Origin of the sequence: Pareuzebyella sediminis, assembly GCF_008367235.1 — a bacterium.
Classification (GTDB): Bacteria; Bacteroidota; Bacteroidia; order Flavobacteriales; family Flavobacteriaceae; genus Pareuzebyella; species Pareuzebyella sediminis.
The window spans coordinates 1066187-1079592 of sequence record NZ_VTZS01000001.1 but is presented as its reverse complement, the minus strand read 5'-3'; the positions used below and the strand labels follow the sequence as shown (position 1 = coordinate 1079592).

Below are 13406 nucleotides of genomic sequence, written 5' to 3'. Positions count from 1 at the left end.
AAAAATGCAACGATTTTTAATAGCTATTTTGACTTTAAGTGCACTCATCCTGGGGTGTAGTAGTGATGACGATTCAATTACAATAAGCAGGGAAGAGACGTATAGAAATGGTATTTTGGTCACGAACGAAGGGCCTTTTAATGCTGGTAGCGGTACGGTGACTTTTATTTCCGATGACTTTACAGTTGTAGAAGAATCCATCTTTAAAAAGAAAAACGCAGAAGACCTGGGCAATATAGTTCAATCTATCGGGTTTGAGGGGGACCGTGCCTATATCGTTGTCAATAATTCACATAGCATACAGGTCGTTGACCGCTTTACGTTTAACAGCGTCGCCTTGATTAACGAGGGCCTTGAGAACCCGAGATTCTTCACGGTTTCAAATGGTAAGGGATACGTTACCAATTGGGGAGACCCTGCCGACGAAGCCGACGATTTCATAGCAGTCATAAATTTAGAGACGAATACGGTAACTCAGACGATTCCTGTGGTTTTGGGACCGGAGACCATAACCGCGAACAATGACTTTGTGTATGTAGCCCATGAGGGTGGGTTTGGGCAAAACAATCAGGTTTCCGTCATCGATTCCAGTATCGATAAGGTCTTGAAAACACTTACGGTAGGAGATTTTCCGAATTCATTATATTGGGATGCACATGGGACATTATGGGTGCTCTCAGGAGGTGCACCGGCCTACACCGGTACCGAAACTCCGGGAGTTCTTTCCAAGATTAATGTGAACGACAATACTATTGAAACCTCTTTTGATTTTTCAAACACCCAGCATCCTGCTAACCTCTGTGGAGAGGGCAATAGCCTATATTATAGCCTTGGAGATGGGGTGTATGCTTTTTCTAGTGGAGATGCTACTGTACCCAATGAAGCGTATATCACTAATGTTTCTTTTTACGCAATGACGGTGAACCGTGGAAAACTTTATGGTAGCGATGCTAAAGACTTTGCCAGTAAAGGCGACCTACATGTCTATGATTTGATGACTAAAGATCTAATAGAAAGTGTACAAGTGGGTTTAGTCCCAGGCGGCATATACTTCAATTAGAATCAGGTTTAAAGTTTGTTTTCTTATGATTCACAATTTTGAAATGGTGGAAGAGCCCATGTTTTCTAGTTTTTTGAACTATCAGCCCTTAAAAGAGAAGGATCTAAGAGTCTAAAATCGTTTGGTGTTCGTCATTAAACCGGTTGCCGGTGTCAGCACCCATACTTTAGAAAAAGCGTTGTGATTACTTTAAAACGGGAATATCTGTTACATACATAGTATCTCCTATGGGGCTGAACATTTTGGAGTGGGTGATGGTCTCTATGGGCATCTTTGGAATAAATTCTGCTTTTGTCGTTCCCGTTATAAGACTTAAGGCCTTGGCCAAAAGCGGTTCGTTCAAATCTCCCAATATACCAAGATTAGCCAAGTCTTCCTTTAGTTCTATGTCTGGCACCAAGCCTGAGGTATACTCTGAAAAACCATCTGCGTTTTCATTGCGCCCCAGTAAAGGTTGAATAGCCCAGCTATTATTCGAATTTATTCTGGATACCCGTTGCGGATTGTACAAATAGTTGTTTTCCCTATCATCGACCATGGTAACTGAAAACTCGTTTTTACCACGAGTGACATCCCCGATTTGAACTACATCGACATAAGGAGCTAATCCATTGATTACCAATTCACTGGCAGATGCTGTTCCCGAAGTGGTCAATATATAGACCTGATCAAGATTTAAGGTGTTAATACTGCTTCCCTTTTCTGTCTTGTCTGCAAAATAACGGTGTACGTCGGTATTGGACTTTTCCAGCACGGCCTGGTATTTGTCGTTGTACCTAGCCTTTAAGAATACGTCTTTGGTGTTGGTGTCGTAAATCATACTAGCCAAAAAGGAAGCGGTTTTTACCGATCCGCCGGGATTGTATCTCAGGTCAAGTATTAGGTCGGTTGTTCCGCTAGACTTGAGACGGCCGAAAAGATCGTTTAACTCTTCGTCAAACTCGTTTATGAATCCATTATATACGACATAAGCTACTTTTCTTGACCCTATTTCTATAATCTGATTCAAAAAAACGGGATTTTCCTGTAACCCTACCTCCTTTGTTAACGTAACTTCATCGTTGTTTGGGGTAACTTCCCCGTTAACGACCGATGCCATGTTCAAGGTATAGGTGTCGTTTGCGCCAAAAAGCAAATCCTTATAATTACCATCGGTAAGGGTAATACCATTTACTCCGGTAAAAAGACTTCCTCTAGAAATATTCTTGGTCGAAGCATCGGAATCTGGAATTACATACTGCACATAGCCAAAAATTTCGCTACCGCCATCTAGCCTTACCAAACCGAAAACCAATCCATTACTTTTTGAAATACCAGCAAGTGACTGTGTCAGCTCCACATAGTCATCGGAATAAAAACTAAAGCGATCTTCAGAAAACAGAAGTTGGTTATCGAAGAAGGCACCGGGGTCGCTTTCCAAAGTCAAGAATTCGGTATATGCCTTTGAACCAGCATCGGTGTTTGGAAACCTATCGTCTGCAAGATTATCGACGTCCGCCTGCCAAAAATACCAAAAGTTCATTGCCTTCCACATGAAATCCTGTACCTGCGCATTAGCAGAAGGATCAGGATCAACCGTATCGGGTATCGTAAAAACATCATCGTCTTTCGAACAGGAGATTAAGAAGAGCAATGATAAAATAAAACCAAATGGAGCAATCTTGATCATGATTTATAGTAATTGTCAAAGATAATTCTTGAAGAAGAGCAGGTTCCCTAGCATGCTAACGTGAAAAGCGCCTTCTTATTTTTAATGCGTGGTTTTTTTAGGTTTGATCAACCCGTCCATAAGCATTGAGCTTCCTTCAAATTTGAACATTTTAGAATTGGTCACATATTTAACGGGGAATTCCGGTGCAAAGTCTGCTTTTGCCGTTGTCCCTGAAATAACGGATAGTGTACGTGCCAATAGTGGTTCGTTTTCATCCCCTAAAGTACCTAAGTTCGCAATATCCTCTTCTAATTGGTAATCGGGAACCAAACCCGAAGTGTAATCCGAAAAGCCATCGGCATTTTCATTACGGCCTAAAAGGGGTTGAATGGCCCACATGTTGTTCGGATTGATTTCGTTGACCCGGTCAGGGTCATAAAAATAGGCGTTCTCCGGATCATCTACGAAGGTATTCGAGAATTCATTCTTGCCCGTTGTAAGGGTGCCTATTTGAATCACGTCTACATAGGGCTCCAAGCCATTGATAACAAGTTCGCTAGCGGAGGCAGTTGCTTCCGTGGTAATAACATATACCCGATCTAACTTCAACGTATTTATAGGGGTCTCGCTATCAAAAGTTACATCGGTAAAATAATCGGGAGTTCCGAAATCCTGTTGTAATTTATTGTTAAAGCGCGGCCTTATAAAAATCTCGTCGGTTTGGGTGCCGTAAACTGAACTTGCAATCTGTATGGCCGAAGTCACCCTACCACCAGGGTTGTATCGGAAATCTAAGATGAGCTCAGAAATACCTTGGTCTGAAAAATTACCGAACACATCGTTAAGTTTATCATCGTAGTCGGCCAAGAACATATTGTACATTAGATAACCGACTTTTATGCCTCCCTGTTCAATAACTTTATCAATAAAGATCGGATCTTCGCCCAAGCCTTCCTGTTTTGTCAAGGTGATTTCTGTACCATTGGGCACGATGGTCTGGTCTACAATGTCTGCCATACCTAAAGTGTAGGTATCGTTCGATCCGAAGAGAAGATCCAAATTATTGTCTTCAGCCGAGTTGTAGTACAATTGGTTTCCATCTACGGTTACAAAAATATCGCCGCGTCGAATATCAGAACTGGAGGCGTTGGAGTTCTTGATCACATATTGCACGTAACCGAATACTTCATTATTGTTGCCGAAAAAAGATAGGCCGAATTCCAAACCGTTACTCTTGGATATGCCCTGCAATGAATTTACCAAGTCTCGATAATCATCGCTCACGGCACTAAATCTATCTTCGCTGAAAAGTAATCTATCGTAAAAAAAGCTTGCAGGATCATCATTTTCTGATAAAAAGGACACATAGTCATCTTCGTTCGTTGCTTTGCTGTCTGCCAGTTCGGGTACATCTCCCTGCCAAAAATAGAAGGTATTCATTACCGTCCATATAAAGTCCTGTACTGGATAATCATCGACGGTCTGAACGGGTTTTTCCTGTTCTATTTCGGGCTCGGGAATGATATTGTCATCATTCGAACAGTTCACGAATAAAAGCCCCATAGCAAGGAGCCATATATACTTTTTCATAGTTTTTTGAATTTTAAAACCAACATGGAACTTAAGCAATTATCGTTCCACATTAAAGAAATACCTAGGATTTTGGGGCACAATGGGTTCAAACTAGATATTGAGGTAATTAGTGTTAACAGGTCTAAATTACTTACTTTAAAAACAATAAAAAATAATTTGTAACAAATTGGAGGCTATTTCGTCTTCCTAATATAACCAACTGGTAGGTTACAAAAACAAGTCGTACCTAATAATGCAACAAGCGGAGTTTTTAAAAATAGTGACGCCATTTCAAGATAAGTTGTATCGCTTGGCAAAACGTCTTTTAGTATCACGCGAAGAAGCGGAGGATGCGACGCAAGAAATTTTGTTGAAGTTGTGGTCGAAAAGTAAAAAAATGGGAACCTATAATAATGTGGAGGCCTTTGCCATGACGATGACCAAGAACTTCTGTCTTGACCGTCTGAAATCTAGACAAGCGAGCAATCTTAAGTTAGTGCATAGTAATTATAGGGAGAATGACAGCTCTTTACAGAAAAAAATAGAGGCCAACGATAGTGTTTCATGGGTGCAAAAAATTATGGAAGAACTCCCCGAACAACAGAAAATGGTCTTGCAATTGCGGGATATCGAAGCGTATGATTACGATGAGATTTCCGAAATGTTGGAAATGAAACCTACGGCAGTACGTGTGGCCTTATCTAGGGCACGAAAAACAGTGAGGGAAAAATTGATTCAAAAACATAATTATGGAATTGGATAAAATAGAAAGATTATTGGAAAGGTACTTCGAAGGTGAAACTACGCTTTCCGAGGAAGAAAAGTTGAGAGCATATTTCTCACAAGGTGAGGTGGCTCAACATTTAGAGCAATACGCTCCCCTCTTCTCCTATTTTTCGACCTCTAAGGAAGAAAAGTTTACCAAAAGTATCCCATTGAGCCAAAAAAATACCAAGTCTACTTGGAGCTATAAATGGTTGTCCGTAGCGGCAGTAACGGTTTTGTTATTAGGTGTGTATTTCGGTAAGAGCTATCAAGACGAAAAGCAACTCGAAAAGCAGCGAGCCCGTTATGCGTACGAAGAAACCAAAAAAGCATTGGATCTATTGGCGCAGAATTTTGAAAGAGGTACCGAAAAAGTAGCGTATTTAAATGAATTCGTCGAAGCTAAAGATAAAGTTTACAACAAAAATTAATTTAAAAATCAAGAAAAATGAAAAAGATACTAATTGTTTTAATAGTGGCGATTTTGCCGATAACAGGTTTTTCACAGTCCCTATTCGATAAATACGAAGACTTAGACCAAGTCAGTGCTGTGGTAGTGAACAAGAGTATGTTCAATCTGCTCAGTAAGATCGATGTCGAAGTCGATGATCCTGAAGCAAAGGATTTTATGGATATCGCAAAAAGCCTCAACAATCTGAAGGTCTTTATTACCGAGGATAAATCGATTTCGGCAGACATGAAAAATTCGGTAGATAAATACCTAAAATCAGCCCAGTTAGAAGAGCTGATGCGTGTTAAGGATAAAGATGCCAACGTTAAATTCTATATACAAAGCGGAAAGGACGACGATCACGTGAGCGAACTACTTATGTTCGTTACAGGAATGAAGGACGTCGATGTAGACGGTAGAAAATTCGAGACGGTATTGTTGTCTCTTACCGGCGATATCGATCTCAATAAAATCGGTTCCCTGACGAAAAAAATGAATTTGCCAGAAGAGCTCAATGAAGCAGGCAAACAATGAAGTAATCAATCAGTCTTTCAATCAAAAACGTAGTATAATACAATTCATCAATCAAAAAAACGAACAGTCATGAAAAATTTAAAAGTATGTCTCGCAGTAGCGCTATTGCCCTTATTCGGTTTTACACAATCCGTTTTCGACAAATATGAAAATATGGACCATGTGGGGTCGGTAACTGTGAACAGGAGTATGATTCGCTTGGCAGGAAATATAGCATCCTTGGATAAGAATGATCAAGAGGCACAAGATTTCGCCGACATCTCAAGAAATATCGATAAGGTGAAGATCTTTATAACCGAAGACGAAGCAATCACTAGAGACATGGTAACTACGGTAAATAGGTATTTAAAATCCTCTTCATTGGAAGAGCTCATGAGGGTCAAAGATAAAGAAGCCAACGTTAAGTTTTATATTAAGCAAGGTAGAGACGAAGATCACGTAACCGAACTACTACTCTTTGTGTCGGATATCGAGAATGGGGAAATCGGGTTAGGAAACAGAAAGGTAGAGAGTGTCTTGGTTTCGATGACCGGCGATATCGACTTGAACAAAATAGGTGCCCTCACAAAGAAAATGAATTTACCAAAAGAATTGAACGGGGCAGAAAGAATGCGATAAGACACCGCTTCCTTGAAAGTTATTGAAGCATTTTGAATCTACAAAAAACAAGATCAATGAAAATATCTAAGAATGGTATCTGTCTGATGCTCTTAGTAGTACTATCTTCTTGTTCATCAAACCAGAGCCTCCAACAGTATTATGTGGCAAAGTCGGAGAATCCCAACTTTATTTCGGTAGATCTTCCGGTAAGCCTTTTAAACGTGGAGAAGGCCGATTTATCGCTAGAGCAAAAGAGCGTTTTAGAATCGTTGCGGAAATTGAACATATTGGCCTTCAAAAAAGATGGTACCAATACGGTAGACTATCAAAAGGAAAGGACGAATATAAGAGCTATTTTAAAGGACAGTGACTTTACAGAGCTTATGAAGATGAAAACAAGTTTTGGCGATGCAACCATCACGTATTCAGGTGATGAAGATGCCATCGATGAGGTAATTGTTTATGGGGATAATGATGAGAAAGGATTTCTTTTGGTTCGAATTCTTGGAGACGACATGAATCCTGCGAAGATGATTCAATTTTTACAGGTTATTGCAAAATCAGATTATAATGGGGAAGGCCTAGAACAGCTAGGGCAATTCCTTAAAAACTAAAAAGTTACCGCTTGGTTTTTGAAGAACCCGCTCTTTAAAGAGCGGGTTTTGTATTAATAATTTTTGTTAACTTCATCGATAATTTTATTAACTCATAAACACTAACAAAAATTTATTAATTATGAAAGAAGCGGAAATCTGGGTCAATAAGGGAATTGATTTCGTTGTCGAATATGGCCCTAAAATAATAGGGGCTATACTCATTTACCTCATAGGTTCTTGGGTTATCAAAAAAATTATGGGTGCTTCGAAAAAAGTGCTTGCCAAAGGAAGTTACGATCTGTCTTTACAGAGGTTTTTGATCAATTTGGCAAGCTGGGCTTTGAAGGTGCTTTTGATTATAATCGTTATTTCGACACTAGGTGTTGATGTTACGACTTTTGCAGCGGTTATTGCTGCGGCAGGTCTGGCCATTGGTTTGGCCCTACAAGGCTCGTTGGGGAATTTTGCCGGCGGGGTGCTCATTATGATTTTCAAACCTTACCAAATAGGTGACTTGATCGAGGCTCAAGGCGTTCTAGGGGTAGTCAAGGAAATTGAGATTTTTACGACCAAATTGGTCACTCCTCAAAATAAACTGGCCATCGTGCCCAATGGAGCCATGGGAAATGGTAATATTATAAATTATACTGCCGAGGGGAAAATGAGGGTAGATATAACAATCGGAGTGGGTTACGATGAAAATATTAAGAAGACCAAAGATGTTTTACTTGAAGTATTGACTTCTAACCCAAAAGTACTAGAAGATCCTGCACCTTCGGTCAATGTTTCTGAACTCGGAGACAGTTCCGTTAATTTTGCTGTACGTCCCTATTGTAAGCCCGAGGATTATTGGAGTGTTTATTTTGATACCATGGAAGGTTGTAAATTGGCCTTAGATAAGGCTGGTATCGAAATACCTTATCCACATCAGGTAGAAATTCACAAGAAAGTATCCTGACCGAGTCTTGGTTTTGGTGATAAAAGCTTCCTATGTCTGGAAGCTTTTTTTATTTATTGATTTTGGATTGTTCCGAATGCACTGTCAGGTTGTTCTTTCCAAAATCCAAAGTTCTGATCGGGAATGGAATATTGATATCTTGTGAGTCGAAGTGTTGTTTGATCAGTTTCACGGCCTGGTGTCTCGCAAGATGTTCTTCTTTTTTATTTCGAATATTGGCCCAAAATCTGACCATAAAATTAATGGAACTGTCTCCGAATTCAGTAAAGTAGAATTCCACCTTCTCATCATTTTGTTGCTTAAAATTTTCATTAATAACCTTTAAGGTCAGGTCTTCTACTTGCTGAAGGTTGCTTTCATAGCCGACGCCACAGCTCACGAATACCCGCCCTCTATTCGTCAAGGAATAGTTTGTGAACGCCCCATCGACAAAATTCGAATTAGGAATAACCACCAAGTTGTTCTGGGGGGTTCTGATAACAATATTGCGCAAGCTAATTTCTTCTACTGATCCCGACGCGTCACCGCACTCGATATAATCGTTAATTTTAATGTTCGGCATAAAAGAAAGCAAAAGACCTCCAAAGGTATTGCTCAAAGTGCCTTGTAGGGCCAAACCGACGGCTAAACCAATAACGCCAGCGCCGGCAAGTATACTGGTCAGCACTTTGTCCAGCTCGAGAACGCCCAAGGCAATGAAAAACCCAATCAATAATACGGCCACAAAGACGGCCTTACTAATAATTTGTTGAATCGAAACCTGACTGATCCTTTTCAGAAGTATATTCTTAAAAAGGTTGCGTAGTGTTCTTGCGAGAAAATAGAAAGCGACCATTATCAATATGGCCATAGCGATATTAGGAAGCTTTAAAATAATGGCATCCAACCATCCATCTAATTTGTCCCAAAGTTTTGAAATCGAATCTTGTAATGAAAATTTGTTCTCCATGGTGGGTTATAAGTGCTTTACCAAAATTTTTTCCAAAAGCCGGTAATGAGAAATATACTCATTGGAAAAATAGGACCATATCCTTTTGTTCTTTAACTGAATGGGGTGAAAGCTTAACTCATACGGTACAAGAAAACATAAGTCCCCTGTAGTATAAAAACTCGATCATTTTTGTAAAGAGTATTTAAGAAGTATTAATGAAATATCTATATCCCTGTGTAATTACTTGGTGAAATTGCTTTCAATTCTTTTTTCACCGCTTCGGATACTTCTAAGGTTTCTATAAAATTGGCAATGGCTTCTTTATCTATTTTTGAGTTCGTTCGGGTGAGTCCTTTTAGCGCTTCGTAAGGGTTGGAGTAGCCTTCACGTCTCAAGATAGTTTGTATGGCTTCCGCAACCACGGCCCAGTTATTCTCTAGATCTTGATCGAATTTTTCCTGGTTTAATAATAGTTTCTCCAAACCTTTTAAGGTCGACTGAAAAGCGATAATGGTATGGGCCAAAGGCACCCCTATGTTTCTTAATACCGTACTATCAGTAAGGTCTCTTTGCAGTCTGGAAACCGGGAGCTTTGCCGAAAGATGTTCAAATAGGGCATTGGCAATACCAATATTACCCTCGGAGTTTTCAAAATCTATAGGGTTCACCTTATGAGGCATGGCCGATGATCCCACTTCACCTTTCTTGATTTTCTGCTTGAAATAGTCCATGGAAACATACGTCCAAAAATCACGGTCAAGATCTAGAATTATAGTGTTTATTCGTTTCATGGTGTCGAACAGGGCCGCCAAATGGTCGTAGTGTTCTATTTGGGTCGTAGGAAATGAATGGTGCAAGCCTAGTTTTTCTTGTACGAACTTTTGACCGAATGATTTCCAATCGATATTTGGGTAGGCTACTTTATGCGCATTATAATTTCCAGTAGCCCCACCGAACTTGGCGGCGCTAGGAATATCGTTCAACAGGTTAAATTGTTCTTTCAGACGTTCTACAAACACCGCTATCTCCTTGCCAAGTCGGGTGGGGGAGGCTGGTTGACCGTGAGTACGGGCCAACATAGGAACCTCTGCCCATTCATTGGACAATGATTTCAGCTTTTCAAAAATTTTGAAATAATTCGGTACGTATACGGCGTTCATAGCTTCTTTGACCGAAAGGGGTATTGCCGTATTATTGATGTCTTGAGAGGTAAGGCCAAAGTGAATAAATTCCTTATAAGCGGACAACTTCAATTTATCAAAGGCAGATTTGATGAAATACTCTACAGCTTTGACATCATGATTGGTGATTTTTTCAATTTCCTTAATATCTTGGGCTTCCGAAGTACCGAATTCGGTATAGATTTCACGAAGTTGACCAAACTTCGCTTTGTCGAAAGAGACCAGCTGCGGCAGAGGTACTTCACAAAGGGCGATAAAATACTCTATCTCTACCCGTACACGGTATCTAATGAGTGCTTCCTCTGAAAAAAAAGGGGCCAATGATTCAGTTTTGCTTCGATAGCGCCCGTCAATAGGCGAAATAGCGTTTAAGGCATTTAAAGACATAATAGGAGGTTGGATTTTCAAAAAGGCAAAGATACCTAATAAGGAGGCGAGTTTGAAAAGTAGATTTAAATTTCTTCTGTAAAATTAGGTTTAGACAATTATCATCATCCCTTATTTCTCAAGTTTTTTTAGGGCACTTAAGGTATGTCTGGCTCTTGCCTTGTAGGCTGCACTACCTTCGGCATAATGCCGTTCGATGACCTGTCGTAGTTCTGGATGTATCCACTCGAATTTCTTGCCTACTAAAAATAAACAGGTCATTGAATATGCTTTGGTAGCTACTTTATGCGTACCGATAAGCCAATCAAAACAGGCTGCGGCGATGCGTTCGAGATGTTGGTCCGCTATTTTTTCGTGTACTTCATGATCTGAGCCTGAAAAAAATGATTGCATCAAAAGTTCACAAATTTTTGCCATAGGGCGAATGGACGATTCTAAATGTAGATTGTGAATCGAAGATGTGAAACGATCGATATAGGGGAGTATATAGGCCAACCTTTTCTTGACAGCAAATTCCAACACCCAGCAAGCTCGAGAAGATAAGGGGTCGTCGGAATCAAGGCCAATTTTAAGTAAGGGCCCTATCGATTCCGGATGGTTTATGACTACTGCTGCCATCTCGGCTCTTTTTTCCCTAGATGCATTGACATATTCTAGCAATTTATGTAGTTTTTCTTTGGTCAAGTATGATACTATTGGTTCTTTTCTAAATATCTGATATTAAATTAGATACAAGTAAAGGTACACCTTGTACAGCGGTTTTCGGTATAATCGTAAGTTGATTATAATCATTGGCCGAGATACTTGGTTTTGGATCAACAAAATATATAGGTGTGCCCTCATCGACAAAATTGATAAGGCTTGCTGCGGGGTACACTTGCATTGAAGTTCCGATTATAATAAGTATATCTGCCGATTGTGTGATCATGGCAGCCTCCTCTAAAAGTGGAACAGCTTCACCGAACCAAACGATATGTGGCCTGAGTTGGTACCCTTTTTTGCAACTATCACCAAGATGAAGGTCTTTTTTCCAATCGATAACCAAATGGTCGTCTCCCGTACTTCTTACTTTTAGAAGCTCTCCATGCAGATGAATAACCTCACTACTCCCGGCTCGCTCATGTAGGTCATCTACATTTTGGGTGATTATCGTAACTTTTGCATGCCTTTCTAAATCAGCCAATGCCAAATGTGCCTGATTGGGTCCAACCTCCTGTAATTGCCTTCTTCTTTTATTGTAGAAATCCAATACAAGTTCAGGATTTTGGGCAAAGCCCTGTGGGGATGCTACCTCCATAATATCGTGCCCCTCCCATAGTCCGCCTGAATCTCTAAAGGTGTTAATACCGCTTTCGGCACTTACGCCAGCTCCGGTCAAAACAACTATTTTTTTATTCATATGTATAAAAATAGAGTTTTTATTATATTCGATTTATGGCCGATGAAAAACTTCTCGAGTATCTGGAGAATTTTATTTCTGAACAACGTAAAACGCGTTTCCTAGAGATTCTAGAGCAACGAACCCAACATATTACGGTTGCCATTGAAGATGTGTATCAGTTGCACAACACTAGTGCGGTAATACGCAGTTGCGAGGCCTTTGGGATACAAGACGTACATGTCATCGAAAATCGTTTCGGTAAAAGGTTGGACAAGAAGATTGCAATGGGAGCACAGCAGTGGGTCGATGTATACCGATATAAAAATACGGGCCAATGTATCGATACCCTTAGAAAAGAAGGATATCGTATAATAGCTACTACACCCCATAAAGCAGAAAGCAGGCTAGAAGATTTCGATATTGACAAAAAAGTAGCCCTATTGTTCGGGACGGAGCGTGAAGGACTAAGTAAAAATGCATTACGGGAAAGTGACGGTTTTATGACCATACCGATGTATGGTTTTACCGAAAGTTTAAACATCTCGGTTTCAGCGGCCATAATTTTACAGCACTTGACCTCTCGCTTAAAAACTTCGAATGTTTCGTGGCACTTAAATGGCGAGCAGAAATTAAAGAAACGCTTGGATTGGACGAAGAAATCCATCAAAAGTATTGATGATATTCTGGACCGCTATACGCTTCAACTTCAACGGCAATCCTGATAATTTAGCCTTAGAATAAACCTTCAATATAGTTTTTTAGTATTTTTAAAGATTGAACAACTAATTGATTTACAAATGTATACAGCACTTTATATTCTCGGAGGATTGATTGTATTGATAGTGATTGTGGCCTTGATCGCCCCAAAAACATATGATGTTTCTAGAACCGTCGAGATTGCCAGAACGAAAGATGAGGTTTTCGAATACCTCAAATCACTTAAAAAAATGGACCAATGGTCTCCCTGGGCCAGAAAAGATCCTAATATGGAGAAAAAATTTTCAGGTACAGATGGTGAAGTGGGGGCTGTGAGTTATTGGAACGGTAATAAAGATGTCGGTGAGGGCGAGCAGGAAATAATAAAAATAGTCGATGGACAACGCATCGAATCGGAACTACGCTTTTTGAAACCTTGGAAATCGACTTCGGACTGCTATCTCCAAGTACACGACGCCAATGGTAAAACCAAGGTGGTCTGGGGCTTTTCGGGCAAAAGTAAGTTTCCCATGAATATTATGATGCTATTTATGAGCATGGACAGGATGGTCGGCAAAGATTTTGAAACTGGTCTAACCAACTTAAAAGGTATTCTAGAAAAGAAAAAGGAATAATGCATGAT

Annotated in this window: 15 protein-coding genes; 9 read left to right on the top strand and 6 right to left on the bottom strand. The window is 40.0% G+C overall.

Features of this window, described 5'->3' with window-relative positions:
* Positions 1-4: 4 nt before the first annotated feature.
* Positions 5-1060: a YncE family protein gene (locus tag F2B13_RS04570; protein WP_149276096.1), complete on the top strand. Its 1056-nt coding sequence runs from the start codon at positions 5-7 to the stop codon at positions 1058-1060.
* A 184-nt stretch (positions 1061-1244) separates the two neighbouring features.
* Here the strand turns inward: F2B13_RS04570 and F2B13_RS04565 are convergent, their stop codons facing one another.
* Entirely contained in the window at positions 1245-2729 is a 1485-nt protein-coding gene (locus F2B13_RS04565) for a S41 family peptidase (protein ID WP_149276095.1), read from the bottom strand.
* Positions 2730-2810: 81 nt separating this feature from the next.
* A complete protein-coding gene (locus F2B13_RS04560; protein ID WP_149303376.1) occupies positions 2811-4301 on the bottom strand; it encodes a S41 family peptidase in 1491 nt (496 codons plus the stop codon).
* A gap of 235 nt (positions 4302-4536) precedes the next feature.
* Here F2B13_RS04560 and F2B13_RS04555 point away from each other — a divergent pair, with 235 nt between their 5' ends.
* From F2B13_RS04555 to F2B13_RS04530, 6 genes are all read left to right on the top strand, one after another.
* The gene (locus F2B13_RS04555) at positions 4537-5046 is read left to right on the top strand and encodes an RNA polymerase sigma factor (RefSeq protein ID WP_149303374.1); all 510 of its coding nucleotides are present in this window, start codon (positions 4537-4539) and stop codon (positions 5044-5046) included.
* The gene (locus tag F2B13_RS04550) at positions 5033-5479 is read left to right on the top strand and encodes a hypothetical protein (RefSeq protein WP_149303373.1); all 447 of its coding nucleotides are present in this window, start codon (positions 5033-5035) and stop codon (positions 5477-5479) included. The genes F2B13_RS04555 and F2B13_RS04550 overlap by 14 nt, the downstream gene beginning before the upstream one ends.
* A gap of 17 nt (positions 5480-5496) precedes the next feature.
* Positions 5497-6033: a DUF4252 domain-containing protein gene (locus tag F2B13_RS04545; RefSeq protein WP_149303371.1), complete on the top strand. Its 537-nt coding sequence runs from the start codon at positions 5497-5499 to the stop codon at positions 6031-6033.
* Between the two features lie 69 nt (positions 6034-6102).
* Positions 6103-6651: a DUF4252 domain-containing protein gene (locus F2B13_RS04540; protein ID WP_149276090.1), complete on the top strand. Its 549-nt coding sequence runs from the start codon at positions 6103-6105 to the stop codon at positions 6649-6651.
* A gap of 56 nt (positions 6652-6707) precedes the next feature.
* Positions 6708-7247: a DUF4252 domain-containing protein gene (locus tag F2B13_RS04535; protein WP_149303370.1), complete on the top strand. Its 540-nt coding sequence runs from the start codon at positions 6708-6710 to the stop codon at positions 7245-7247.
* Between the two features lie 121 nt (positions 7248-7368).
* Positions 7369-8187, top strand: a complete 819-nt coding sequence (locus F2B13_RS04530) for a mechanosensitive ion channel family protein (protein ID WP_149276088.1) — start codon at positions 7369-7371, stop codon at positions 8185-8187.
* A 49-nt stretch (positions 8188-8236) separates the two neighbouring features.
* On the opposite strand, the gene F2B13_RS04525 is transcribed toward F2B13_RS04530, so the two are convergent.
* The 4 genes from F2B13_RS04525 to F2B13_RS04510 all read right to left on the bottom strand — a co-directional run bounded on the left by F2B13_RS04525 (position 8237) and on the right by F2B13_RS04510 (position 12085).
* Positions 8237-9136, bottom strand: coding sequence for a mechanosensitive ion channel family protein (locus F2B13_RS04525; protein ID WP_149276087.1), 900 nt, complete (start codon positions 9134-9136; stop codon positions 8237-8239).
* A 206-nt stretch (positions 9137-9342) separates the two neighbouring features.
* Positions 9343-10686 (bottom strand): adenylosuccinate lyase, encoded by a 1344-nt coding sequence (purB, locus tag F2B13_RS04520; protein ID WP_149303368.1) that lies wholly within the window; start codon positions 10684-10686, stop codon positions 9343-9345.
* Between the two features lie 111 nt (positions 10687-10797).
* Positions 10798-11370, bottom strand: coding sequence for an adenylosuccinate lyase (locus tag F2B13_RS04515; RefSeq protein WP_149303366.1), 573 nt, complete (start codon positions 11368-11370; stop codon positions 10798-10800).
* A 22-nt stretch (positions 11371-11392) separates the two neighbouring features.
* Positions 11393-12085: an SIR2 family NAD-dependent protein deacylase gene (locus F2B13_RS04510; protein ID WP_149276084.1), complete on the bottom strand. Its 693-nt coding sequence runs from the start codon at positions 12083-12085 to the stop codon at positions 11393-11395.
* A 35-nt stretch (positions 12086-12120) separates the two neighbouring features.
* On the opposite strand from F2B13_RS04510, the gene F2B13_RS04505 reads away from it, so the two are divergent.
* On the top strand, positions 12121-12789 hold the full coding sequence (locus F2B13_RS04505; RefSeq protein WP_149276083.1) for a TrmH family RNA methyltransferase: 669 nt from the start codon (positions 12121-12123) through the stop codon (positions 12787-12789).
* A 75-nt stretch (positions 12790-12864) separates the two neighbouring features.
* A complete protein-coding gene (locus F2B13_RS04500; protein WP_149276082.1) occupies positions 12865-13398 on the top strand; it encodes an SRPBCC family protein in 534 nt (177 codons plus the stop codon).
* Positions 13399-13406: the final 8 nt, after the last annotated feature.